Annotated in this window: 24 protein-coding genes; 13 read left to right on the top strand and 11 right to left on the bottom strand. The window is 40.5% G+C overall.

The genetic code is table 11. The annotated features are described in order from the left end of the window. Positions 1-62: 62 nt before the first annotated feature. Positions 63-473: a XisH family protein gene (locus V7K85_RS24320; protein ID WP_334817316.1), complete on the top strand. Its 411-nt coding sequence runs from the start codon at positions 63-65 to the stop codon at positions 471-473. Positions 474-550: 77 nt separating this feature from the next. Next, positions 551-685, top strand: a complete 135-nt coding sequence (locus V7K85_RS36635; RefSeq protein WP_442940617.1) for an element excision factor XisI family protein — start codon at positions 551-553, stop codon at positions 683-685. A 110-nt stretch (positions 686-795) separates the two neighbouring features. Here V7K85_RS36635 and V7K85_RS24315 read toward each other — a convergent pair whose 3' ends face one another. After that, positions 796-1,407 (bottom strand): PEP-CTERM sorting domain-containing protein, encoded by a 612-nt coding sequence (locus V7K85_RS24315; protein ID WP_334817314.1) that lies wholly within the window; start codon positions 1,405-1,407, stop codon positions 796-798. A gap of 540 nt (positions 1,408-1,947) precedes the next feature. Beyond that, positions 1,948-2,682: a DUF1995 family protein gene (locus V7K85_RS24310; protein ID WP_334817312.1), complete on the bottom strand. Its 735-nt coding sequence runs from the start codon at positions 2,680-2,682 to the stop codon at positions 1,948-1,950. 135 nt (positions 2,683-2,817) lie between these two features. Here V7K85_RS24310 and V7K85_RS24305 point away from each other — a divergent pair, with 135 nt between their 5' ends. Beyond that, on the top strand, positions 2,818-3,156 hold the full coding sequence (locus tag V7K85_RS24305; RefSeq protein WP_334817310.1) for a cold shock domain-containing protein: 339 nt from the start codon (positions 2,818-2,820) through the stop codon (positions 3,154-3,156). A gap of 3 nt (positions 3,157-3,159) precedes the next feature. Then, a complete protein-coding gene (locus V7K85_RS24300; protein WP_334817307.1) occupies positions 3,160-3,492 on the top strand; it encodes a DUF1294 domain-containing protein in 333 nt (110 codons plus the stop codon). Between the two features lie 26 nt (positions 3,493-3,518). Here the strand turns inward: V7K85_RS24300 and V7K85_RS24295 are convergent, their stop codons facing one another. The 3 genes from V7K85_RS24295 to V7K85_RS24285 all read right to left on the bottom strand — a co-directional run bounded on the left by V7K85_RS24295 (position 3,519) and on the right by V7K85_RS24285 (position 4,809). Beyond that, on the bottom strand, positions 3,519-3,653 hold the full coding sequence (locus tag V7K85_RS24295) for a hypothetical protein (protein WP_334817305.1): 135 nt from the start codon (positions 3,651-3,653) through the stop codon (positions 3,519-3,521). A gap of 526 nt (positions 3,654-4,179) precedes the next feature. Beyond that, on the bottom strand, positions 4,180-4,581 hold the full coding sequence (vapC, locus tag V7K85_RS24290) for a type II toxin-antitoxin system tRNA(fMet)-specific endonuclease VapC (RefSeq protein WP_334817302.1): 402 nt from the start codon (positions 4,579-4,581) through the stop codon (positions 4,180-4,182). Next, positions 4,582-4,809 (bottom strand): antitoxin, encoded by a 228-nt coding sequence (locus V7K85_RS24285; protein ID WP_334817300.1) that lies wholly within the window; start codon positions 4,807-4,809, stop codon positions 4,582-4,584. Between the two features lie 90 nt (positions 4,810-4,899). Between V7K85_RS24285 and V7K85_RS24280 the strand changes: the two genes are divergently transcribed. Next, positions 4,900-5,100: a hypothetical protein gene (locus V7K85_RS24280; RefSeq protein WP_334817298.1), complete on the top strand. Its 201-nt coding sequence runs from the start codon at positions 4,900-4,902 to the stop codon at positions 5,098-5,100. Here V7K85_RS24280 and V7K85_RS24275 read toward each other — a convergent pair. Further along, positions 5,097-5,324, bottom strand: coding sequence for a hypothetical protein (locus tag V7K85_RS24275; protein ID WP_334817296.1), 228 nt, complete (start codon positions 5,322-5,324; stop codon positions 5,097-5,099). The genes V7K85_RS24280 and V7K85_RS24275 overlap by 4 nt on opposite strands. Positions 5,325-5,520: 196 nt before the next feature. Here V7K85_RS24275 and V7K85_RS24270 point away from each other — a divergent pair, with 196 nt between their 5' ends. Both V7K85_RS24270 and V7K85_RS24265 read left to right on the top strand, forming a co-directional pair. After that, complete coding sequence (locus tag V7K85_RS24270; protein ID WP_334817294.1) at positions 5,521-5,784, top strand: helix-turn-helix domain-containing protein; 264 nt, start codon at positions 5,521-5,523, stop codon at positions 5,782-5,784. Further along, complete coding sequence (locus V7K85_RS24265; protein WP_334817292.1) at positions 5,781-6,698, top strand: hypothetical protein; 918 nt, start codon at positions 5,781-5,783, stop codon at positions 6,696-6,698. Before V7K85_RS24270 ends, V7K85_RS24265 begins: the two co-directional genes overlap by 4 nt. On the opposite strand, the gene V7K85_RS24260 is transcribed toward V7K85_RS24265, so the two are convergent. Both V7K85_RS24260 and V7K85_RS24255 read right to left on the bottom strand, forming a co-directional pair. Next, entirely contained in the window at positions 6,664-7,752 is a 1,089-nt protein-coding gene (locus V7K85_RS24260; protein ID WP_334817290.1) for a DNA methyltransferase, read from the bottom strand. The two genes, V7K85_RS24265 and V7K85_RS24260, sit on opposite strands and share 35 nt — an antisense overlap. A gap of 150 nt (positions 7,753-7,902) precedes the next feature. After that, positions 7,903-9,072, bottom strand: a complete 1,170-nt coding sequence (locus V7K85_RS24255) for a cysteine desulfurase family protein (protein WP_334817288.1) — start codon at positions 9,070-9,072, stop codon at positions 7,903-7,905. A gap of 224 nt (positions 9,073-9,296) precedes the next feature. On the opposite strand from V7K85_RS24255, the gene V7K85_RS24250 reads away from it, so the two are divergent. Then, positions 9,297-10,919, top strand: a complete 1,623-nt coding sequence (locus V7K85_RS24250) for a DUF655 domain-containing protein (protein WP_442940616.1) — start codon at positions 9,297-9,299, stop codon at positions 10,917-10,919. An 86-nt stretch (positions 10,920-11,005) separates the two neighbouring features. Here the strand turns inward: V7K85_RS24250 and V7K85_RS24245 are convergent, their stop codons facing one another. The 3 genes from V7K85_RS24245 to V7K85_RS24235 all read right to left on the bottom strand — a co-directional run bounded on the left by V7K85_RS24245 (position 11,006) and on the right by V7K85_RS24235 (position 16,813). Then, complete coding sequence (locus V7K85_RS24245; protein ID WP_334817286.1) at positions 11,006-12,091, bottom strand: glycosyltransferase family 4 protein; 1,086 nt, start codon at positions 12,089-12,091, stop codon at positions 11,006-11,008. 762 nt (positions 12,092-12,853) lie between these two features. Beyond that, the gene (locus tag V7K85_RS24240) at positions 12,854-15,544 is read right to left on the bottom strand and encodes a TonB-dependent siderophore receptor (protein ID WP_334817285.1); all 2,691 of its coding nucleotides are present in this window, start codon (positions 15,542-15,544) and stop codon (positions 12,854-12,856) included. A 273-nt stretch (positions 15,545-15,817) separates the two neighbouring features. Beyond that, positions 15,818-16,813 carry a helix-turn-helix transcriptional regulator gene (locus V7K85_RS24235; protein WP_334817283.1) on the bottom strand — a complete coding sequence of 332 codons (996 nt, stop codon included), beginning with the start codon at positions 16,811-16,813 and terminating at the stop codon, positions 15,818-15,820. 419 nt (positions 16,814-17,232) lie between these two features. Here V7K85_RS24235 and V7K85_RS24230 point away from each other — a divergent pair, with 419 nt between their 5' ends. The 5 genes from V7K85_RS24230 to V7K85_RS24210 all read left to right on the top strand — a co-directional run bounded on the left by V7K85_RS24230 (position 17,233) and on the right by V7K85_RS24210 (position 24,491). After that, entirely contained in the window at positions 17,233-18,042 is an 810-nt protein-coding gene (locus tag V7K85_RS24230; protein WP_334817281.1) for an ABC transporter permease, read from the top strand. A gap of 1,530 nt (positions 18,043-19,572) precedes the next feature. Next, entirely contained in the window at positions 19,573-20,988 is a 1,416-nt protein-coding gene (locus V7K85_RS24225; protein WP_334817279.1) for a DUF7925 domain-containing protein, read from the top strand. Then, the gene (locus tag V7K85_RS24220) at positions 20,930-21,370 is read left to right on the top strand and encodes a hypothetical protein (RefSeq protein ID WP_334817278.1); all 441 of its coding nucleotides are present in this window, start codon (positions 20,930-20,932) and stop codon (positions 21,368-21,370) included. The genes V7K85_RS24225 and V7K85_RS24220 overlap by 59 nt, the downstream gene beginning before the upstream one ends. 67 nt (positions 21,371-21,437) lie before the next feature. After that, a complete protein-coding gene (locus V7K85_RS24215; protein ID WP_334817277.1) occupies positions 21,438-21,971 on the top strand; it encodes a hypothetical protein in 534 nt (177 codons plus the stop codon). Between the two features lie 681 nt (positions 21,972-22,652). Continuing rightward, on the top strand, positions 22,653-24,491 hold the full coding sequence (locus tag V7K85_RS24210; protein WP_334817276.1) for a bifunctional serine/threonine-protein kinase/formylglycine-generating enzyme family protein: 1,839 nt from the start codon (positions 22,653-22,655) through the stop codon (positions 24,489-24,491). Positions 24,492-24,496 lie beyond the last annotated feature (5 nt).

The following is a 24,496-nucleotide window of genomic DNA, read 5'->3' as shown; positions in this document are numbered from 1 at the left end:
TCTTCTTTGATGATTTTGGCAAAATATATTTATAATGCCCATACAGACTGAGAAAACAGTTTATGTCAGCTAGAGATAAATTTCACAACATTGTGAAATCGGCATTACAAAAGGACGGGTGGCGAATTACTCATGACCCTTTGCTAATTCCCATAGAAAATATTACCGATATCTACATTGGCTTGGGAGCAGAGAGAATTATTGCAGCAGAAAGAGAGGGACAAATAATAGCGGTTGAAGTTAAAAGTTTCATCACCACTTCAACTATTTCTGAGTTTCATACTGCGGTGGGACAGTTTATTAATTATCGATATGTGTTAGAAGAGATAGATTCTGAGCGAGTTTTATATTTAGCAGTGCCCTTAAACACTTATAACGATTTTTTAAATAAACCATTTATTAAAACTGTTATCCAGCGCAGTCAAATCAATCTGATAGTTTATGATGTGGAAACGGAGGAAATTGTCCGATAGCAGATTTAGATAAATATCAAAAGTGGATTCTTCAATTATTTACAGAATATGCTCAACGTGCCTCCTCTAATAATTAAATTGAAGCTCAAACAATTTTTGACGGACAACAAGACCATTACCAACTGATATATATTGATTGGCAAAATAGACGTAGGGTTTTTGTCCCTGTGATGCATTTTGATCCTCCGGTGGTTGGGAGTCCAGAGAGGTAATCTCCTTTAGCACAGTAACATTCAATTTAACTTGTTGAGAAGAAACTTGGGTGTGAAACCCTTGCTATTTCGATGCTTCCCAACTTAGCGGGAATCAAGAGCCTCATCAGTTATATCTTTTTGGAAACAGTTCTGTTGCTGAGTGCTACACCCAACATGCCAGCTACCAGGGTTCCCAAAATAGTTGTCGGTTCAGGAACCGCAGATGCTTTAATTCGATTCGGACTCGAGTCGAGTAATTGAGTATTGCCTACTGTAATATTTCGGTAAAGATAATAGGTTGCTCCCGGAGAGATAAGAATACCGTCGGGAGTCTCAACATTGCTGATAAAAACATCACCTTTACCACTACCAGTGCCTAGATCAAAAGCCCCAAATAAATTGCCTGTAGTCGTGTCAAAGTTAAAATTGAAAAACTGATTGCTTGATACACCATTAACAACCTCGTTTTTAGTTCCAATCAACTCCTGTGATGGATTGAAAAAAGAAACATTGAGTGACTGTAAGGCTTTTGTAGATCCCGCACCACTTTCGGAAATTATGGCTGGAGTGGTGGTTTCATCATAGCTGAACGAGCCAGAAGCCGAATAACCAGCATCACCCTTCCAATTAAATGTTAAATCAGCAGCTTGAGCCAGATTAGTAGAAGCAATGATAGAAGTTGTAGAGAGTGCCAAACTAGTTGCTACGTGCCCTGCGGCTAGGGCGAAAAAGCTTTTCATTGATTAAATAGCTCCAATTAACAAATTAGTGCAAGTGAGTGTACTCGTGTGACACGGCAGTAACAGCCGAATTTATGATAAAGAAATAAAAAAATTACCGATTGGACTAATAGATTATACCTATAAACCTAAATTTTTCACATATTAATTAAGAGCAATTAACCCAAGTTGCTAGTTACTCTGCGCCTACGCTTCGCGCAGGCGTGTCGGACCGCTTTCCATAATAAAATTCTCTCCAAATAGAAAAAACGGAGGGGAATATGCTAAATTCCTCCTCTCTTCTTTCTTGATCACAAAACTTTCTTTTCTACCCGGTCACTAACCTTAAGAGTATTAATAGCATTAAGGTTAGTGACCATTCATCCGGTTTAGTTCTTATGTACTAATTTATCGACATTTTCTTCATGTATGACACCACTAGGTGCGGAATGTGGGTTATATGGAAATGTTACGTATTTTACTTGAAATAGGGTATATCAATAAAAAACTCAAAATGAGGCAGCAGATGATCAAGTTTCCTCCTGCTACCTCTGCTTTCTCCTAACTACTCAACGCCTTTAAGAACCGTTGCAAACTCTTAAACACACTGGGCTTTCTCGCAGGTGCCGCGTCTGTTGTTGTTTGCGGTTGTCCCTTCAAGAGGATGAGATCCAACTCATCACCCGATGGTTTTGTAGGTAATTCGGCAATTCTTTGATATTCGCCGCCGATTTCCAGCCAAACTTCCCACTGTCCTGGGTAGCAGCGACATAGGGCGCTTTGATCGTCTACGGGGCGGAGGTAATAGGCGGATTCAATGGTATTGGTGAAACGCTCGCGAGTTTTCCTTGCTGCATAACCAATGCCCACAACCCCAGAATCTTCTAAGCGGGGATTTAACAAGACTAAAGGGCGATCGCATATTACTTCACATAACTTTTCCAACTGCGGCACTTCTATGGAAGTGGGGGCAATGAATAAGAAAATTTCATCCTCTGGCTGAATTTTTGTCTGCAAGGAAGCAGCCCTACCCGTCCCGATATCCAAAATTTGAAATGGTGCATCAGCCCAATTGCGGCGGGCGAGGGCCGCAGCACCGGCGTCAGCAAAGAAAATCTTCAAACGAGAATCATATTCTGTAAACACGGGCAGAAATTGTTCTGCCACCGGCATAAACTTAAGTTCTGGGAACAGGAACTCAACTTGTAAGCGAGTACAACCATCTGCAAGGGCAGCTTGGACAGCTACACGAGATTGGGCGATCGCATCTTCAAGAGTATTTGGAAGTTCACTCATAGTTTATATGTCACTCTAGCATTACTTCCATTGTTTCAGTATTAGCCATGATTTTGGCGTTGCTAAATTTTAATATGAATCATTTGCTCTTGATATGGGAACCTTAAAAATGAAGTATTGATATCAAGGTCTTTGATGAAACCTGTTTTGCGTAAAGGTAAATTAACAACATGGAAGAATGACAAGGGTTTTGGCTTCATCCGCTCCAGTGATGGCACTCAAGACGTTTTTCTTCATATCACTGCACTCAAAGAAACAAATCATCGTCCACAAGTTGGTGATGTGATTTGTTATCAGCTAACGGTTGGTAAAGACGGCAGAATTCATGCTTGCAACGCCTTTATTGAGGGAATTGTATCCAAACCTCTGCCGAGAAACTCATCTTCTCCAATTGAGAAAGGAACATTCAAGCCTAAGGCAAAATCTTCTTTAATTTTCGAGGTATTGCTCTTATCTTTATTACCAAGTTTATGAGGAATGCATTTTGCATTGACGACTTTCAATCCAATTCCTCTGATTCTCTATCCTGTGATGAGTTTTCTTACCTTTCTACTGTATGCGGATGATAAATCTCGGGCAAAGCAGGGGCGTTGGAGAGTACCAGAAAAGACATTACATTTGTGTGAATTCATGGGTGGATGGTTGGGGGGATTCATCGCCCAACGAAGATTACGCCACAAAAGTAGGAAGGTTTCATACCAAGTTGTATTTTGGGTAATAGTAGCTGTTCACATCATATTTTGGTTGGATTGGCTTTTCTTTGGGAAAAGACTGGTGGGTTTATTTCTGGGCATTGTTTCTAGAGGGTAGCAGAGATCCCTTGCAAAACAAACTGCTTAGTCGAGATTCCCTGACTGCTTGCCCATTTTTATATCTGCTGTTGAAGTTGAGCAGAAAAGTTCATAGGAGTAAACACAAAGGTGCTTCACATCCCAATTGAAGAAGTGCGATCGCATGGGAGATACACTCAAAATTTTACCTGTTGGTAAAAGACTCGTTTAAGGCTTTCGGCGACAGTGACATAGAGTGCCGATCAGATAAAACCGAGATATTTTGATACGCGATACCCAAGCCAAATCCCCACAAGGCCACCAATGACGCCTAAGAATATCGAGGTGAACGATAGCAAACTTCCACCCCACAATGCAGGGATGTAGCTGCCAATCGTAGAGCCAAGAAACATCCCAATTCCAATGATGGTTTTACTCATTCAAGAAAAGCCTTAATCAAAAGTAATGAAAATAAGTCATGCTTGAACTCCTTTATGACTCAAAATATTACCTTTTGGGAAAAAACTCGTTTAACACTTTCGGCAGCGTTACTGATTAGATGTATGAATCTTGTTGTAAAGACGCAAAATCATTGTGGTAAAAGTGTAAACTCCACCGACACTTGCCTTTCCGATTAGGAGACGCTGCACGTAGCTTGGCTTTTGAGTAGGGTTATAACCGGGGAAACCCCAGCAACGCAAGGTCATGACACACAGCCTATTCACAACTACTCAACCCAGTTTTCTAATAAAAGCGTAGGAATACGAGAAAACTCTCGCACATTATTGGTGACGAGGGTAACTCCTAAACTCAGCGCATGAGAAGCAATGAGCATATCCATTGCACCAATAATAAGTCCTCTACTTTCGAGATCACTTCTGATGCTGCCGTAAATTGTCGCAGATGCTTGATTTAATTCGACAATTTCTAGAGGTAGCATAAATTGCAGCAGGGCTGTGCGATTTTTCTGTTGCTGTTGACTTTTAGTAACTCCATATTCTAGTTCGGCAACGGTGATGGAGGAAATACCGACATCAGAAATATTAAGGGTTTGGAATTTATCCAGTACTTTTTGGGGTTTTTGCTTGATGAGGTAAATGCAGATATTGGTATCAAGCAGGTATTGCATTTAAAAGTTCTCTCTGGTGTCAAAGAGTGGTTGATCTCTAGAATTCATGAAGTCATCGGAGAAATTGTCTAGACTATCGATGAGAGATTGCCAGGGGTTATCTTTGGCAATGAGGACAATGGCGTTACCAATTTTTTTGATATAGACTTCAGTACCAGTGAGTTGAAAGTCTTCGGGCAAAATAACGATTTGGTGAGTGCCATCAGTGGTGAGTTTGGCAGTGTTCATGGTGTTATTGTCCTAAAATTAGCTAATATTTCTAGTCTGGTTAGCATGAAATTTGATAAATGCAACTCTGAAATTTGCTTGAGTAGCTCATTGTCAAACCGAATCTATGGAAATCCTAGCAGTCCTGCCGAGGAATATGATGGTGACGAAAGGATCAATATGGTAAAGGCGATCGCTTATGGCCAGTTATTTCTTGCAAAAAGCGATCAGAAACTGCATAAATATCGCACTTACTCAGGAACTTGCACGAAACTGGCGATCGCACTTCTTCGTTATAATCAAAATCACTAAAGATACTTCTCCACCCGACGTTGTTCTAGCATGGACTCCACCTCTTCATCAGTCGGCGCTAGCTGGTCGGTCTTCAATAAACCTTTCATCTGCTTGATAATACGTGATCGTTCAGGTGGTTGGGTTGGAACATCTTGCAAGGATTCGATGATCGCACGGACAAGTTCAAGGCGATCGCTCACTGGCAGTTGACGGGCTTGCTCTTTAAGCTCTTGCAGGGACATAAAAAACACTCCGACAAATGCTGTATTTAAATTTTAGTATGAGCGATTAACGTTTAACTAAAGATAAATCCGGTGTCAGCCTTTGCAAAACTTGGTTTAATACCATTACAGCTAGGATATAAGTATCCTATTTTGGGATTATCCGAAAACAGGTTTATTGTATTCAACGTATACATAGTGCTAAAGCTAAGGCACAATGAAATTTGTTTTCAGCCAAGACTATGAAATATTCCGTCGTTGTATGATTGCGGCTCGTAAGCAGGCAAAACTAACTCAACAGACGCTTGCTAAATCATTGAAAAAGCCACAATCTTTCGTAGCCAAATATGAAAACGGTGAACGTCGGTTAGATGTAATTGAGTTTCTGTTAGTTACTCGTGTAATCGGTGTAGATCCTTGCGATATTCTCAGAAAAGTTGAACAAGGAATATCTGAAGCATCTTGTGAAGAGGAAGTATGAATACACAGGATATAATCAGACTTGCATCTCAGTACCTAGATAATTTATCGGGTCATATTTTTGACGTTTTAGATATATCTAAGCCTGTAACTGTAGACGCAGCAGTAAACTTGGCTAAAATTATCTCAAAGCTTTCACCCTTACTGGGAAATTTAATCGAATTTAACACAGTTGAATTTTTGAACAAACAAAATGAATTTTCTGAGTTTGGAAAGTGGCAGAGGCAAGATCCAGGCTTTCCAGATACTATTTTTGTAGGAAGAGTTCAACCAACACCAGGATTAGAGATTAAAGCATGGTTTCCATTAGCAACGGAAATAACAGCACGTTTTAAAGACAGCCAAAATCACTTTCAGTATGATCAGACCTATGTTGCTATGCTGGCATGGTTACCTGAAAAAATTATCTATGGCAAGCCTCGTATTCTTGATGTATGTGTTATCTCTGGTTTGTCGGTAGCTTTAGCTAGAGATACTCATTATCATAATCCGCCAGATTATCTTGTTTTGGAGCCAGAAGATACCACTCAAAGAACAGCAAATTTACAGCAGACAAACACTAGCGGTTATAAATTTCAAGGATCTATCGAAGAGTTTTTAGAAGCTCAAAAAATAGTTTATTCATGGGGTATTGAAGCAAAAATATATAAACCAACTAGAGAATATCAGCATCTTTTGCGTGAACTATTGATCCGGTACAAATACAGATTGGATACTAATTTTGCAAAGATGGACAGAATCGTGCATCCAGGTATTGAAAAATTTAAGCAGCGTGTCTATAACATTGAAGTTTCTAGTATTACAGTTGGTCAATGGAATAGGCTTCTATCAAGCTGTCGAGAAGACAGGATCAAGAAATATTTGCAAGATTATCTAGAGATTAGAGAAGAGAGTATTGATGAACTTCTTGATTAAATCTCTGCACTCCATAATAAAAATAATCTGGATCAATTTCACAAGAGTAAGCTTTTCGTCTCAGTTTACGCGCTGCTAGAGATGCACTGAACAGTCCACCGAAAGGTTCCCATATAACATCGTTTTTATCACTTGACGCTTCAACAATAACGCTTATCAAGTCGAGGGGCTTCTGATTAAGGTGTAATGCTTTTCCAGAAGGAGTCTTAACTCTCTCATCACCCCGGAGAGCTTGGCGATCCCAAACATTTGTAAAACCATGAGGACACTTAAATTTGGAGCGCATCTTACTCCATTCTTGCCCTGTTAAAGATTGGTTGCCATCCAAAGAAAAATAAGGTCTTCCTTCTAGACTACCATGCTCATTTGCATAGTTCACTAACCTCTCAAACATCTCTGGAGGAGGGAAATACCATAAGTGTCCTTGATCGAAATACTTCCTAGTTGCAGCATCAACTACACCACAAGCATCGTTTGCCTGTCGTAGTCGTAATCCAGAACGTTTCCACTCTTTTAATAACCATTTTTTTAACGTAAGTTCGTTGATTTTAACTTCTCTTACATATTGAACACACACTTCTGTAACTACAGGGAATCTACGAATTTTTTCTGTATTAACATTCCCTGCTATATGACCTTTTCCTTTGTTCCAAATATTACAATTTACATAGCGCCAACCGTGCTTTTCTAAAACTGGATGCACAACAGCCCAGCCAATTTCTGAATTCCAAAACCAGAGTGTTGTGCATGGTATAGCTGCTTTTGACCATGCTTCAATATGAGGTTCATACCAATTAGGTAAATCAATATGATCTGAAGTGTCTCCTTCAAAACCAAGAACACCGTAAGCTCCATCTGAAACGATGACTGTAGGCTGCTCCCAATTGTTGTAATGTTCGAGACTATCACCCAGATATAAAGCAACGCTTTCATCATTCCACGCAGAAAAATTTAAGTTTGTGTTGAGGTTGACTACTTTTCCACGACCAACTGTACTGGTAGCCTTGCGTTTTAAAGTTTTGGGGTAACTCGGTTCTGGGTTAGATAGACTCATTTATTGGTTTACGTAGCTCTGAAACTTGAGTACCTCTTAAATTTATCCTGTTTTGGGATATTTAGATAGTGATAAACACTAAAATTAACCAAAAACAGGCTAATACGCAATATTTTCTATCCCGCAGGTACGTAATTTATGAGATTTAATTTAACGTTTAACTAAAGATAAATCCAGTGTCAGCCTTTGCAAAACTTGCTTCAATACCATCGCCGTCCAATCTATATCAGCTTTAATGGTATCACGCCCCAATGTAATGCGAATTCCACCCAAAGCAGCTTTTTCAGAATAGCCCATTGCTAAAAGTATTGGGCTAGGGCTAAGTTTACCACTGTTACAGGCAGCACCAGCACTGATACCGATGCCAGCAAGGTTTAGCTGCCGTACCAAGGTTTTACCGCTGAGTTTTTCCCCATCGGCGTTTTCTAGGCACATACTGACATGGTGAGGTAAACGATCGCAGCCATCCCCTGTAGGAATTAAACCAGGAATCTCAGCTAATTGGGCAAAGGCGCGATCGCGTAACTCGATCAACCGTGGTGTTTCTGTAGCCAATTCTTGCGCTGCTAATTCTGCTGCTACACCAAACCCCGCAATTATCGGTACTGCTTGCGTACCAGAACGTAGTCCCATTTCTTGCCCACCACCACCCAGTAGAGGCATCAAATCCACACCAGGACGCACGTACAACGCCCCTGCACCTTGGGGGCCATATATTTTATGACTGGAAAGACTAAGTAAGTCTACTGGGAGTTGTTGCACATTTATGGGTAAACGTCCCGCAGCTTGCACCGCATCTGTATGGAACAAAGCCCCATGCGATCGCACAATTTTACCCAGTTTCTCAATTGGTTGCACTGTCCCAACTTCACTTTGACCATAAATCACTGAAACTAAGACTGTGTTATGTCGCAACGCCGCCTTTAAATCTAAGGGATTGACTCTGCCTTTAATATCTACAGACAAGCGCGTAACTTCCCAACCCCATATCTCTAAGAACCGTACTGTCTCAGAAATTGCGGAATGTTCGACGCTGGAGATAATAATATGTTGAGGAACAGCATACAACCGAGCTACACCCATAATTGCTAGATTATTTGCCTCAGTGCCGCCAGAGGTAAAGATTATGGATGCCGGATCGGCGGCGTTAATTAAACCAGTAACTTGGACTCTGGCTTGTTCCACAACCGTTGCAGCCCGTTGTCCCCACTCATGTAAGCTGGAAGGATTGCCCCACTGTTGGGTGAGGACTGTTTGCATAACTGCGATCGCTTCTTTTCGAGTCGGAGTAGTGGCACTGTAATCTAGATAAATTTGCATACAACTGAATAATGGTGAGAACACACGTTAGTAGTAGGCTGCTGATCTTGTCAGCATATACAGTTTTAGTGGACAAATTATAAAAAAATCTCTGTAATGCCTCTAGCAGGGGATTTTTCCCTTTAATTGGAAAGCTATTTCTCTACTTAATTCAAAACACAAAATTTTGGGAATGATAAATATGTCCACTCTCAATCCACTTTTAACAGATTACAGTCCAACTTATCTCTAGACAAAGATATTTTTTATATATCTTTTTACTGATATTTCCCCTCGCTGGTTGTCAACGAGTCGAGTCCTACAATCAACGTCCAGCACCTTTACCACAAGACCCCTTAGTTCAAGTTTACTTTAACCATTCTGAGTCTTCAGAATACAAGGAAGCTTACCGTCAGCAAACTCGCCTTGGGGATGATTTAGAAAAACAGATTATCGATGCTATTACGAACGCTAAATCTACAGTAGATGTGGCGGTGCAAGAATTACGTTTACCCAAAGTTGCCCAAGCATTGGTTGATAGACAAAAAGCTGGGGTAAAAGTCAGGATAATTTTAGAAAATATCTATAGCCGACCTTGGAGTAGCTTTACATCTGCTGAAATAGGTAAGTTAGATAAAAGAGAACAGGAACGCTATCACGAATTTCGCCAATTTATCGATATTAACCAAGATAATCAACTCAGTCCCACAGAAATAAATCAAAGAGATGCTTTGGTGATTTTGCAGAATGCTAAAATTCCCTGGATAGATGATAAAGCGGATGGTTCAGCGGGTAGCAGTTTGATGCATCACAAATTTGTGATTGTGGACAATCGTCTTGTAATTATCACTTCGGCGAATTTTACCTTAAGTGATACTTCTGGTGATTTTACAAATTCCAGCAGTTTAGGAAATGCCAATAATTTATTGCAGATTGACAGCCCAGAATTAGCATCTTTATTTACACAAGAGTTTAACATCATGTGGGGTGATGGGCCGGGAGGTCAGCCAGATAGTCGATTTGGTTTGCAAAAGCCGATGCGTTTACCAAAACAAATAACTTTAGGTAACACCCAAATTACTGTGCAATTTTCGCCTACTTCTCCAACTCAACCTTGGAGTAACAGTAGTAATGGTTTAATTGCTAAAACTTTAGATTCAGCAACCAAATCTATTGATATGGCGTTATTTGTCTTTTCCGAACAGCGTCTTGCGAATATTTTAGAAAAACGCCATCAACAAAGTGTGCAAATTCGCGCTTTAATTGAACCACAATTTGCCTATCGTCCTTATAGTGAAGCATTGGATATGATGGGGGTTGCTCTCAGTAACAAATGTAAATATGAACTTGATAACCATCCTTGGTCAAATCCAATTACTACTGTAGGTGTACCTGTGTTACCCAAAGGCGATTTATTGCATCACAAATTTGGTGTTATTGATAGTCAAACAGTAATTACGGGTTCTCATAATTGGTCAGATGCTGCCAATAAGGGTAATGATGAGACGCTTGTAGTGATTGAAAGTCCCATAGTTGCTGCTCATTATGTGCGAGAATTTGCTCGTCTTTATACCAAAGTTAAACCAGGTTTACCACCAAGAATTCAAGAAAAAATCAAATTAGAACAAACACGCTGTCCCCAGATAAAAACTTCTTTATCAACTGAGGTACAAGCAATTAAAAAAGTAAATATCAACACCGCAAGTCTAGCAGAATTAGCAACTCTCCCTGGTGTGGGTAAGAAGTTAGCACAGCGGATAATTCTTAGCCGTCAACAGCAAAAGTTTATATCTTTACAAGATTTAGAACGAGTTCCAGGAGTTAGTGCTAGAACTGTAGAAAAATGGCGCGAACGCCTGATTTGGTAGTAGGGGCATACAGCTAGCTGTGCGCCCCTACGATGGTTTTTATTCTACTTAGGTTAAAAACATCTAAGATTACACAAATGCGGTATTTAAACGCGATCGCTAGCTAAATCAGTCAAACTACGGGAATGCCCATTCTGAGAAAATCGTTCTGCTATTATTTGTTGATAAACCGCCTCATAGCCATCAGTCATGTGCTTAACGCTGAAAAGATTTTCGACATGCTGGCGACAGGCATAGCGGTCTAACTCTGTTACTTGGTCAATAGCACTGATGCACTCTTGAATATTATTGCAGAGGAAACCCGTCTTGCCGTGGGAAATTACCTCCTCAGTAGACCCCAATTTTATCGCAATCACTGGCGTACCCGAAGCCATTGACTCAACCATCACCAATCCAAAGGGTTCTCGCCAAGTAATCGGGAACAGAGTTGCGACTGCACCTCCCATCAGAGCATTTTTTTGAGTATGGTTAGCTTCACCCAGATACTCAATTTGGTTCCCGTCAATGTGTGGTTTGATTTCCTTCTCAAAGTATTCCACATCAACGACATCCACCTTACCTGCCATTTTCAAATGCCAACCAGCTTTTTTGGCAATTTCTATTGCTAAGTGCGCTCCCTTTTCTGGAGACATTCGACCCAAAAACGCCAGGTAGGGCGGATCTTCTGGTTGGGAGTGAAACTTATAACTGCTGACATCAATCCCGTTGTAGACCGTTGCTATAGAGTTCAACCCTAACCTTGGTTCTCGTTGTGCATCGGAAATATTCACGTAGGGTTGTTTTTTAGCAAAACTAAATATCTTTTCGTTGTCAGGGGTAAAAATACCGTGCAACGTGTGAACCGTAGGGGTTGTGACGAGATTCGCGTAAGTCAGTGCCCCATGCCCCGCATGGGAGTGAATAATATCAAACTCTTCTGCGCGTTCATACACCGAAGCTAGATTTAGCAATTCGTAAATGCCGTAATCTTTGATTGTAGTATCGAGTCTGAGGGCGCGGGGATGAACTGACGTTAGTTTTGCCAGACTAATAGAATCTCCCGATGCAAATAAACTTACTTCGTGTCCGCGTCGGACTAATTCATCGGTCAATAACCCCACTACTAACTCTACACCACCATAAGCTGGAGGTGGAACTCTCTCCCACAGTGGAGCTATTTGAGCAATTCGCATCACAAACCTCCTAACAAATAAAACTTGAATTAGAAGTTTCTTCTTTCTGTAGTTCTAGTGCTTGTAATTGATTCACTTTGCATCAGAAAGTAACTTCAGATACTAAACTTTTTAACAATTACCTTTAAATAGTATGCTTTTACTTCTAGATTTTTCATCTATCCTAGTACGGAAATTACCCACTCCTAAAGAGGTAAACACGTTCTAATTTATTAATTTTTGGTGATTTGGTGCAATTTAAAATATAGATTTTTTAAGGAATAGAAATTTTATCTAATAGTCAAAATCTAAGTTAAATGATGATAATAGGCAAAAAAGCTCTATTATCACCTGTTAATTATCTGATTTTCAAATGTTAATTCAAGAATAAAGTGTCTAGCCACTCTTTGGGCAGCTTTCCGTACCTCAAGGATCACCTGTAGCCGCCCAAAGGGTAGATTTTCGTAAGATAGGGAAGTTTGCCTCCCTTTAATATTGTGCCCGGTTAAAGACTTATCATTAAGACCGCAGGGGAGCAGGGAGCTTTCTAGCAGGGGAAAAGAGAGTTTCCTGGTTTTTGCACAGATGTGGTAATCATAACTAATTAGCCGGACATGATATAACTAGTTGCTCAGAGCAACTTGTCTTGTTAATTGAGATGCTAGCTGGATTTACGCGCCTGCTGTACTAGTTCTGGGGCTTTAGGGACTGACAAAGAATAAATTAAGAAGTTAAAACTGTGTTGGGGTAAGTTATTCAGCCGATTGCCCACAAGAGAGCGAGTTAAAACTCCCAACTGATAGAACCGATGATTGTAAAGGGCGCACCTGTTTTAATCCTTGCTCTTGTTCCATTGCTGTCAACGAAATATTCCGTGTCAAATAGATTACGGATATTGATAGCAGCCTTTAAAGCATCTCTACGGTAGTAAATCGCTGCATCGGTACGCAAGTAATCGGGGACTTCAAATGAGTTATCTAAATCTACCGCCCGCGCACCTACATAAAACAGCCCCAGACCTAATCCCAAACCCTTGAAATCGCCATTTTGGAGTTCATAGGTTGTCCAAAGGCTAGCTTGATTCTTTGGCACATCCTCTAATCTATTGCCAACAGTAGAAGGGTCAGAGTTATCCTCAGTGACTTCTGCATTAGTATAAGCATAGGAAGCGATCGCCTTCCACCCTGGTAAAATCTCACCTGTGATATCCAACTCAATCCCCTGACTTCTTTGCTCTCCTATCTGAATTAAGTAATTAGGGTCATCGTTATTGGGATCGTCTGTTGTAATATTCGTCTTGGTGATTTGATAAACTGCCAACGTTGTCGAAAGTCTGTTTTCTAGAAAGTCAGCTTTAATGCCCGCTTCATATTGGGTTCCCTTGGTTGGCTCAAACTGGCTACCATCACCGTTCAATCCTGAGTTAGGGTTAAAAGATTGACTGTAACTGGCGTAGAGAGAAACAGATTTGCTGGGCTGATACACCAACCCGATTCGGGGGCTGAACGCATTATCACTCTGTTCTGGTTGGTCTGTACCACTTTTTTGTGAAATCCAATCAAAACGCCCGCCAATCAGTAACTTCAGGTTATCTTGAAAGCTAATCTGATCCTGAAGGTAGAACCCATAAGATTGAATAGTCCCAAAGTCACTATAATTATAAAGAGTAGTAAGTGGCTTTGGAATATTGTAGTTTGGGTTGAAGACATCTAGAGCAGGCACAGAGAGACCAGTAGGATTATAAATTTGCACATTGCGGTTGCCATCAAAGCCGAATACTAGTTGGTGTAGAATCGAGCCTGTATTAAATTTACCAATCAAGTCGATCTGTCCAAAATAGTTGTCTACCACGTAGTTACGTCTTGCGGCAAATTGCTCTAAGAAACGAGCATCCACTAGATTCGTTCCTACCGTATACTCTTCAATAGCGTTAAAAGCAGTTATAGAAAAATTATTACGGAGCTGCCAGTTATCGCTAAACTTGTGGTTTAGCGTATAGCCATATTTTTGAGTTGTATAATGTTGACCATCGAGAGGATAACTTAAGTAACGACTTCGAGGCAGCTTGATAGTATTATCGCTGAAAACAGTATTGAAACTCTCAGGAATCCCATTGAATTTAGTAGATTCATAAAATAGATTTAGGTCTGTCCTATCTCCCAATCTCCAAGTGATTGAGGGTGCGATCGTAGTCAAATGTGAGGTAACAAAATCTTGAAACCCGTTTGAACTTTCATAGCTGGCGTTTAAGCGATAGAGCAGGGTTTTATCGTCATTCAATGGTCCAGAAAAATCAATACTGGACTCATATAAGTCACGGTTTCCTGCCTGAAATTCAAGATTATAATAGGGTTCACTGAGGGGTTGTTTAGTGATAACGTTGATGATTCCACCGGGTTCTACTGCTCCAAACAAAACTGAGGCAGGCCCTTTCAAAACTTCCACTCGCTCAATCGTTGCAATTGGTGTCAGACTGCCAGCATCTCGATAGCCATTTCGGAAATTTCCTCTTTGTTCAAATCCTCTAATAATATAGCTTCCTGCGGGTGAATTAAAATTAGTATCTGCACTGACAACACCACTGACCGTTTCCACTGCCTCGGTCACAGTTTTCACGTTGCGATCTTCTAGCACCTGTCGCGGTATGACCTGAATTGATTGGGGAATATCGCGCAAAGGTGTGTCTGTCCTTGTTGCAGTCGTCGCATCCTGCACGCGATACCCATCCTGCTCTCCCGTCACTACCAACTCAATCGGCTCATCCGGCTGTGCTGCTGGCTTTTCGGTTTCACTCCTTGGCTTCTGTGATGTTTGGGGTTGCTGCGATGGAGAAGTCGCAGTTGTAGCAGTTGTTATCCCAAAAACCAGCCCTGTATTATCATCAAATAACTCAACCGTAGGCATAGCTGCAACACCTACCACCGTGACTCGAACAGTGTTTGCATCAATATTCGTAACTGTTATTGCAGTAATTCCCGCAAGCGGTTTTTCCGAACGAAATGTGAAAGCCTCGCCCGACGGTAAACGCAACTGCCCACCAGATACATCTGCAATAAAATTATTACCCGTACTACGATTTGTGACTTGCAGTTGAGTACCTTGAGTAGTCTGTAAAATTATCTCCATACCTTTATCAGTGGGATTAGCTTTAACGGACGTTATTGGTACTATTTCTGAAGTTGGTGTTATTTGTGGTGTGGGCGACTGCACTAGTAACAGTTGGGCATTGGTAATGGGGGGTTCAACTTCGCTTAGTTGTCGAATTATAGGAGAATTGCTTCGGCGTAGCCAGCCTTTGGCATCGCCCCTGCCAACTTTCCAAAGGCGAGTCAGGTTGCTGGAAGTACGGGAATCGACATTATTTTCTGATTTCACCTGTGCCGATGCAGGCATACCTACTAAAGCACTCAAACATCCCGACAGACTCAATGCCAGCCATAACTGAAAACCGCTATATAACCACGAATTTTTCATCACAACTCCTCAAACACTAACTTGCTAAACCTAACTTTCTTGACACTATTTGCAATGAGCATCTCAAAAAGCAGAGATTGATCATTCAACTCCTTGAATAACTAAAAATTTAATTCCCTGTTACAGGGAATCAAACCACTCAGCTTTTATTGAATATGCACACAAGCCCAGAATTTTAAACAAAATCTGGTTTATTGCAAATTATTTTTATTCTTTAATGAGACTGAGTATAAAGAAAAGTTGGCTGTTGAGTCTATGGCAAAAACGGCATCGTCAGTCCGAAACGGACTTTTTACTGGATAAACATTCACTCGGTAGGATACCGAATCTACGTTTAAAAGCAGATGCAAAGCGTCCTTGCTCAGAATAACCGACTTGGTGGGCAACCTCACGAACGGTGATGTTTCCCTGACGTAATAACTGTTCTGCCGACTCCATGCGCTTATCTGTCAGGTAGCAAAATACTGTTGTGCCAAAGAGTTCCTGAAATCCACGTCTCAGAGTGCGATCGCTAATTCCTACCTGTTGAGCTAATTCCACTAATAAGGGTGGATTTTCTAAATGAGAGTGCAAAATTTCTCTAGCATGATGGATTCTGGCAATCGTTTGTGACTTTAATCTCGGTGATGGTTGCAATCCCTCCTGATGTGCCAAGATTGGGGTTAGTTGCAATGTCATCAATTCCAAAACTTTAGCTTGCAAATACATCCGCTTAATTACACCGTGGTAAGGACAATTAATGATTTGCTGTACCACTCCTTGTATTGTTGGTGTAATTTCCGGGTAAACTAAAGTTTGCCAATCATCACCTTTTGCTAACAGACGCAACTGGGGCAAAATTTCTCCATCTGCTGTAGGGAAAAAGGTTTTTAACACATTAGAGGACATATGGATATCCACACCCACACGTCGTGTTTGAGGAATTTTGATGGACATCTGGCGTTGGATACCACCACCAGAGATACAAGTGTATCCTTCTCCTATCTTCCCTCCATATTCATCTATTGTGCTGCCTGAAAGCAAAACGCCAAATTGCAAGGGGTGTTCGGATTGGGTACATCTTATGAGCACATCATTATGATATTGATAGTCCATAATCGCCAGCGAAATTTCAGGATGTACTTCAATACTGCGAGAACCACCTTTGCCTAATTGCTTAGGCATTTCATAAGTAAATTCAAATGGTTCTGAGGTAGCATCACATACAACACTCTGGGCAACCTCATCCCATAGTTCCTCTTCTTCCTGCGCTGTCATGGTAATGGTCATAGCTGGCGATTGATGTATAATTAATGCTAGTAATTAGCAATAATCTTATAATAACTAGGGCAAGATGCCATGAGAAGTTAGATATTTACCATTTGAGCAATTCAAGAGTTCAAAAAGCCGCCAAGAGCGATCGCTTGTCTTACAGCAATAGTTTCAGATAAATAGACCACGCCCTACGGGCACAGCATTGCTGTGCCCCTAGAACAGATGCGGTTCAAATAAATGAAAACTGCTGTAAATAGAGGAATCCTCACAGATTATATTATTTGTGATTGCGAACGAAATGAAGCGATGTCTACGACGGGCTACGCCTACGCACACAAAAATAGATTTTTTATTATTCAAAATATTGACTTATTACACAAAATATGATATTTTATATTGCTATCAATAAAAATCAATAAAAATCAAATATAAACATGAATATCTCTCCATCTCTCAAAAAACCGCGTGTCTCATGGCAGGCGGTTTTCTCAGTGATTATATTTGTGTTCATGTACCTGCCCATACTGGTACTTGGCTTTTATAGCTTCAATCAGTCGCCCTACAGTGCAACTTGGCAAGGATTCACTCTCGATTGGTATCGCAAGTTATTCAGTGACGATCGCATCTTATCAGCTTTCCAAAACAGTATGGTAGTTGCTGGTTGTGCAGTGGGGATTTCAGCAGTGCTGGGAACCTTGATGGCGGTTGGGTTGGCGCGTTACCAATTTCCTGGTAAAAAATTGTATCGTGGTATTGCTTACCTACCATTGATTATTCCCGATATTGCGATCGCAGTGGCTACCTTAGTATGCCTAGCGGCGTTTGCAATACCTTTAAGTTTGTGGACGATAGTTGCAGCCCATGTGGTGTTTTGTCTGGCTTACGTCGGACTTGTAGTTGCTTCACGACTGACTAATTTAGATCCTCACTTAGAAGAAGCAGCACTAGATTTAGGCGCTACACCAACGCAAGCTTTCATCAAAGTATTGCTACCTCAATTAATGCCTGGTATTGTAGCTGGTTGTCTCTTGGCCTTTGTCCTTAGCTTAGATGACTTTCTCATTGCCAGTTTTACTGCTGGTAGCGGTTCTAACACCCTACCAATGGAAATTTTTAGCCGTATTAGAACAGGAGTCAAGCCTGATATTAACGCTTTGAGTGTGATGTTGATTTCAGTATCTGCGATCGTTGCTCTGATAGCTGAATTAATTCGCGCTTCTGGAGAGAATAAAAGTTTAAAATAACAGTCAAATCAATCTTTACGATCTTCGCCTACTTTAGCTTCAACGATCTCGCTTGTCCAATGGCATTAAATGGCATCGCAGTTTCTAAGGCTTTAAGTACCGTACCTGATTTAATCACAGGTGAGAACAGTAAGAATTCTTTAAGTTGCATTCAATCTCATTACACTTGGGTGATAACCCTCAGTCTGTCTGGTTTTTGTCTTAACCTAACTCTATTGATTATACCAATTTTATGTGAGCCTGCATAGAACAGTCCCTTGATCTAGCAAAGATTTCAGGCGGATCATTCTGTGCATCTTCATACAGAATTGGTATTAAGGGTCAAGGGTCAAGAATTTAATATTTATAACAATTACTTAAAAGTTTAGTATATTAAAAGTTCAATAAATTCACGGTGTTACTTATTGTGTCTATAACTACAATAAAGTATCTAAAGTTGAGTGCCAAATCAGCCCAGCAGCGTTGGTTTTTTATCACGGTAAGTGCATCTAAATTAGTCTTGACAAAAATCTTGGCTAATGCATCAACGAAATAATTAGGGTTTACAGTTTGATTGATTTTTCAAGGGTGAAAGCGATGCCTGCGGCGGGCTACGCCTACGCTTAACCTATTGTCAACAAATAAGCGTTAATGCGATTGACTTGGGCTTTATTGACACAAGATAGTTTTTATTGAGAATAGGCGTTGACTCTGGGTTTTTTATAAAAGTCCAGATGAAGTTACTTTCAATCAAGGTTATCAGTAATAGGGTTTTGAAAGTACAAGTCTAATGTTTAATTTTTTTCATCCACTTGATTTTGTAATTTGTCGATTAATTATATGTAATAGATAAACAGACCATAAGATATTATGGTATTTCTGTTGTGATTTTTACATAAAAATACAAAACAAATTCATCCATTTGTGGTTTGATTTTGCAGGGGTTTTGCATCATTCCTACCCTTAAAATACTACAGTTCGGTGTAAACAAGCTACCCTTCTGAAATGTCTAAAACTCTTGATTGATAGCAAATACGACTTACGTTAGTAAGTTTGCGAACGTCATTAAATAATTACACGTTCCCGCAGCGCGATGCCCTGAGCTTGCCGTCAAGCCTGCGGCATAGCTTGTCTGCGACACGCTGCGCGAACGCTTAAGGCACAGCCTCTTGTAGAGAAGGGTCTCGTTGAGAAGCGGAATTAAGAACATCTACAACTCATGTCTTGCACCATTATCAATATTTATAGAGTGAGCAGCACTTACAACTTAAAAATTGCGGCTTGAGCGAACACAAAGAAGTCTGACTTTTCACGGTATGTGGATTCATGTCATTTTGAGGGTTTCCCAAGCCCTGATTTTTCCGTAAGCTATTTTCATTAACTCAGGGCTATTGAGAATTAAGCTGTGGAAAAAACCACGCTTTTTCTGGGCTTGAGGACTTCCGGTGAAAAGTCAGAAAGAAATGTCTGCTCTACAAAAAGTGTTTTAAATTAACTGGTGCCAGATGTTAGACAACAAAAACTAAATGACTGAAAAGCAGTTGAGAAATCATGAAACCATCACGCAACTTTTTTGCTTATAAATTGCATCAGTACCGTTTTTTATTAGCAGCAGCAATTTCTTTAGGAGGACTATTTACACTAATAATGCCTTCTCTAGCAGATGGTACAACTGCTGGTACTGTTATCGACAACACCGCAACAGCTGAATATAATTACGTGAATAATTTGGGAGTAAATGTACTTAATAAAGCTACTTCCAATACTGTAACGATTAGTGTAGCAGAGATAGCAGGAATTGGGCTGACTTCTCAAGGCATGACAGATACAACAGGTGGTAGTGTTGTTTCTAATGATTTGCTGTACTACGATTTTTTGATTACTAATGTGGGGAATGATCCCACCCGTTTCTTTATTCCAGGTAAAGCTACTATTACAGGACCAGCAACAGCTGGCGCAATTACCGCAGATTTAGATGGCAACGGCACATTTGAAACTACTATTCCCAACGCTGATCTTACCACTGGTTCGATTCCTGTTGGTGGATTTGTCAAAGTGCGTGTTCCTGTCACAGTTAATTTTTTGGCAACGCCGGGTTCTAATATTTCAGTATTACTAGGTGATACAGGCCCTAACGATAACAGTAATACTACTCAAAACCAACCTGATAGTCCTGATGGCTCAAACGCTACGGAAGTCCGCACCGTTGATAATTCAGATGCAACAGCAGGAGAAACGGCAGGGATACCTCTGAATGGAGAACGAGAAGCTAGCGCTATGCAAACAACTATTATCGCTGCGACACCACAGGCTTTTGCTAAAGTCTTAAAAGTTCGTTATGCATATTCAGATTCCAGTACACCCAACAACCTGGGTGATGATAAGTTGACTTACGATTTGAGTCTAAAAATTGATTCCACAAGTCCGGCAGGTAGTACAGGATTAACTGCCGCAAATTTGGTAGGTACGAATATTAATGTAGATGCGCTGATTGGTGCCAAAATTTTGGTATCTGATGCCATTCCCGTAAATACTCACTTAGCGAGTGTAGCTACCTCTCCTACAGGTTGGAGTGTTGTTTACACTGTGACGCCTACAGTATTGACCGCAAACAATGCCCTTTGGACTAGTATTGTACCCCTTGATTTAACATTGGTAACTCGTGTTGGATTTGTTAAATCTGGCACTCTCACTGCCGGGACAACAGTAAATGGATTATCCTTCCAAGTAGTGACAAATGGAGTTCTGACTTCCACAGCCACGATTTCTAATATTGCTCAGAGCTTTGGTCAAACTCAAGGTGATGCACTCAATCAGCTAGTTTATGATGAGTCAGGCGACCAAAACCCTAGCAACTTTAATGATGATGGTACTGTTGGTTCAAATATTCCTAATAGTGGGGTAGCAAATGTTGCTAGTCAAGGGGCAGATAGCAGTAATAACAACACAGGTCAAGGGTCATCGTGAAGTTAACACCTTCACGATGACTGCCCAAACTTCGATTTTGAATGGGCCGCATTTGCACCCTGACGCTGTGGGAGCCACTGATAATAATAATGATTTTTCAAACCAATCAGCGATCGTTCCACTCTATCTGCCCCCAGGATCTACCATCGATCCTGGTGCTGTCAGCTTTTTCAATACTATACTAAACCCCGATCCAACGTTGTTGAGTAATGTCTTATTAGTACCAGTTACCCCAACCAATACTAGTGACCTACCATCAGGTACAACCGTAACGTTTATCTCTGGAGCCAGTGTTGCCACTTACACATACAATGGCACTGTCTTCACCTTGACTTCTGGCTTAGGAATTGTCCTACCAACCCTGAATCAATCTTCCAGTTGATTACACCGTAACTGTAGATTTACCTGGAGGAACACCTCTATCAACAGATACGGGTAAAGCTTTTCCTGTGACAATTCGAGCTTTTGTGGATAGCAATAATGATGGAGCGTTTAACTCTGGAGAATCTTACAATAAGACGATTGACCAAATTTACACAGGTTTATTGAAACTTGTGAAAGAATCTCGAATTATACAAGGAAGTGGATCTGCTGTTGCTACGAATGATAGTACTTTTAGCACAACACCGAAAAAGCCTGGTGTAGGCAACATTATTGAGTATCGGATTACTTACACCAATATTTCATCAGTTCCCATCGGCTCAAATAACGCTACTATGAGTGCAACTGGAATTATTATTACTGAAAATGGTAATTCCCCTAATAATCATTGGACGAAAGATAATGATGGCAATGGAACGGTGGATACCAGTCATGTGTTTAATACTGCAATTGATTCTGCCGGAATTGTAACTTATCTAAATTTGGCAGCAGCAGTAACGGATGCGATTGGCGTTAATATCACCATCTATCTAGACACAATTGCTGGACCACTTCAACCTGGACAGTCTGGAACATTTAGTTTTCAACGTAAGGTCAACTAAGTTATCTGATATCTAGAGTTAGGAGTTAAGAGTTATTATTTTCTTCCTTGTCTCTCCCACTCCTCCACGGTTCGGTTAAAGGGAAAAGGGAAAAGGGTAATTTTAAACCTTTACCTTTTTCCCAATTGACAGCATAAGTCAAGAGTGCTTATCCGAAATGTATTGAGAGTCAAACTGGCAAGAAAAATTATGGGTTCTCTTCAAATAAAAGACATCTTTAGAAATTAATTATGCTTTGCCTAAAACCCTTTTAGAGACGTTGGATTGCAACATCTGTATACTCTTTTTTGAATATGTCTAAAGGATTTTATACCCCTACTTATACAGGTAGCTAAAGTTTCACTGGGATTTAAATACCCCGATGTAACTCTCTTAAACTTTGAGTTTTTAATTCTTTAATTGGTTCTTTGTGAACTTTTTTGGATGGTGAACAACAGCTATATTAAAATGTCGGGTGCGTTCCCGCAAGCCGAAAGCACTAATATCAGTTTAATTCGGGGTTTCAATTCCCTATGTAACTCTCTTGAGTTTTTAATTTTGAATTGTTAATCATCCATATACCTCGTGTGAAAGATAATTTTAAGCACATGAATAAACTTCCGTGTTCGCTTCTCTACATAACTGTTTTCAATTAGATAATATTGGGGCTAACTTTGGAGAAGATGCTATTTCCCTCTGATTATGCAAATCTGCCAAAATCCCAATTGCTCAAATCCATTCAACTCTGATAGCAATAGATTTTGCGTGAGTTGCGGACAAAGCAACTTTGGCAAACTTCTCAGAAACCGTTACCGCGTATTGAGACTCTTAGGTGAAGGTGGGTTCAGCAGAACCTATGCTACAGAAGATGTAGACAGACTAAATGCGCCTTGCGTCATCAAGCAATTTTTCCCACAATTTCATGGAACAGGACAACGCACTAAAGCAGCAGAATTTTTCAAAGAAGAGGCTTTCCGGTTGTATGAACTGGGAGAAAATCATACCCAAATTCCCAGATTACTAGCTTATTTTGAACAAGGTACTAGCTTGTATCTCGTGCAAGAATTCATTCAAGGAAAAACTCTCTTACAAGAAGTTCAGCAACAAATCTATGGTGAAGAACAAATTTGGGAACTTTTAGCTGATTTATTGCCAGTTCTGGAATTCATTCATACTCATAATGTCATTCATCGGGATATCAAACCAGAAAATATTATTCGCCGTGCAAGTGATGAAAAACCCGTATTAATTGACTTTGGCGGTGCTAAACAGGTAACACAAACCAGTATAGGAAGACAAGCTACAGTAATTTATACTCTTGGTTATGCCCCAACTGAACAAATGGCTGGATTTGCTTGTCACGCCAGTGATTTGTATGCTTTAGGTGTAACTTGCGTGCGTCTTTTAACTCAATGTTTGCCTTTACAGGATGCTTCTGGACAGATTAATGACCCTATTTATGATGCGATGAATGCTAAGTGGTTGTGGCGCGAACGGTTACAGAAAAAAGGTATTACTATCAGCGACGATTTAGGTAAAATTTTAGATAAATTACTAAAACATCTAGCGAGTGAAAGGTATCAAACAGCAGTAGAAGTTCTCAACGATTTGAAATTTACAACAGCGAACATTGAACCTGTTGCCCTAAAAATTGTTTCGATGTCCCAACCCATATTACCGCCGCTACCACAAAAAGTAATAGTACCATTACTCTCCTTAGAAACCTTTGAGTTTGATGTAGTGACAGTAGACACAGGTGGTAGAGAAGTAAACCGCATGAGCTGCAATGCAAACTTCTTTGCCGAAGAATTAGGTAAGTCTGTCACATTAGAAATGGTATCGATTCCCGATGGTACTTACATGATGGGTTCACCAGAGTTTGAAGGAGATGCTGACGAACGTCCTCAACATCAAGTTACTATTGAACCATTTTTTATGGGGAAATTTCCTGTAACTCAAGCACAGTGGAGAGTAGTAGCAGCTTTACCCAAAGTCAAACAAGCTTTAAATCCCCATCCATCGAAATTCAAAGGTCTAGATAGACCAGTGGAAAATGTATCTTGGTATGAGGCTGTAGAATTCTGTCTCAGGCTCTCAGAAAAAACTGGACGCGACTATCGTTTACCGAGTGAAGCTGAATGGGAATATGCTTGTCGGGCTGGAACTATAACGTCCTTCCATTTTGGCGAAACAATTACCTCTGAGTTAGTCAGCTACACTGTGGAACCAAAAAGCAAATTCCGTAAAGAAACAACCAACGTCGGTAGTTTTGAAGTAGCCAACGCCTTTGGATTGTACGATATGCACGGGCTAGTTTGGGAATGGTGTGCTGATTCGTGGCACAACAATTACAACGATGCACCCTTAGATGGAACAGCTTGGGAAGTTTGCGGTGATATTAATCGCCGGGTGCTACGCGGTGGTTCTTGGAGTTTTAGTGCAGAACTTTGTCGCAGCGCCAGTCGTAGCTGGAATGAGTCAGACGGTGGACTGAGGATTTGTGGCTTTAGAGTAGTATTTTCTGTAGAGGAGATTATTTAACAATT

Source organism: Nostoc sp., assembly GCF_036917615.1.
Taxonomy (GTDB): Bacteria; Cyanobacteriota; Cyanobacteriia; order Cyanobacteriales; family Nostocaceae; genus Nostoc.
This window is presented reverse-complemented; position numbering and strand designations above follow the sequence as displayed.

Bases quoted from the DNA above. Each gene is read 5' to 3' on its own strand.
- V7K85_RS24320 (WP_334817316.1), top strand. From the start codon at position 63: ATGTCAGCTAGAGATAAATTTCACAACATTGTGAAATCGGCATTACAA.
- V7K85_RS24315 (WP_334817314.1), bottom strand. From the start codon at position 1,407: ATGAAAAGCTTTTTCGCCCTAGCCGCAGGGCACGTAGCAACTAGTTTG.
- V7K85_RS24310 (WP_334817312.1), bottom strand. From the start codon at position 2,682: ATGAGTGAACTTCCAAATACTCTTGAAGATGCGATCGCCCAATCTCGT.
- V7K85_RS24305 (WP_334817310.1), top strand. From the start codon at position 2,818: ATGAAACCTGTTTTGCGTAAAGGTAAATTAACAACATGGAAGAATGAC.
- V7K85_RS24300 (WP_334817307.1), top strand. From the start codon at position 3,160: ATGCATTTTGCATTGACGACTTTCAATCCAATTCCTCTGATTCTCTAT.
- vapC (WP_334817302.1), bottom strand. From the start codon at position 4,581: ATGCAATACCTGCTTGATACCAATATCTGCATTTACCTCATCAAGCAA.
- V7K85_RS24285 (WP_334817300.1), bottom strand. From the start codon at position 4,809: ATGAACACTGCCAAACTCACCACTGATGGCACTCACCAAATCGTTATT.
- V7K85_RS24275 (WP_334817296.1), bottom strand. From the start codon at position 5,324: ATGTCCCTGCAAGAGCTTAAAGAGCAAGCCCGTCAACTGCCAGTGAGC.
- V7K85_RS24270 (WP_334817294.1), top strand. From the start codon at position 5,521: ATGAAATTTGTTTTCAGCCAAGACTATGAAATATTCCGTCGTTGTATG.
- V7K85_RS24265 (WP_334817292.1), top strand. From the start codon at position 5,781: ATGAATACACAGGATATAATCAGACTTGCATCTCAGTACCTAGATAAT.
- V7K85_RS24260 (WP_334817290.1), bottom strand. From the start codon at position 7,752: ATGAGTCTATCTAACCCAGAACCGAGTTACCCCAAAACTTTAAAACGC.
- V7K85_RS24255 (WP_334817288.1), bottom strand. From the start codon at position 9,072: ATGCAAATTTATCTAGATTACAGTGCCACTACTCCGACTCGAAAAGAA.
- V7K85_RS24245 (WP_334817286.1), bottom strand. From the start codon at position 12,091: ATGCGAATTGCTCAAATAGCTCCACTGTGGGAGAGAGTTCCACCTCCA.
- V7K85_RS24240 (WP_334817285.1), bottom strand. From the start codon at position 15,544: ATGAAAAATTCGTGGTTATATAGCGGTTTTCAGTTATGGCTGGCATTG.
- V7K85_RS24235 (WP_334817283.1), bottom strand. From the start codon at position 16,813: ATGACCATTACCATGACAGCGCAGGAAGAAGAGGAACTATGGGATGAG.
- V7K85_RS24230 (WP_334817281.1), top strand. From the start codon at position 17,233: ATGAATATCTCTCCATCTCTCAAAAAACCGCGTGTCTCATGGCAGGCG.
- V7K85_RS24225 (WP_334817279.1), top strand. From the start codon at position 19,573: ATGAAACCATCACGCAACTTTTTTGCTTATAAATTGCATCAGTACCGT.
- V7K85_RS24220 (WP_334817278.1), top strand. From the start codon at position 20,930: ATGTTGCTAGTCAAGGGGCAGATAGCAGTAATAACAACACAGGTCAAG.
- V7K85_RS24210 (WP_334817276.1), top strand. From the start codon at position 22,653: ATGCAAATCTGCCAAAATCCCAATTGCTCAAATCCATTCAACTCTGAT.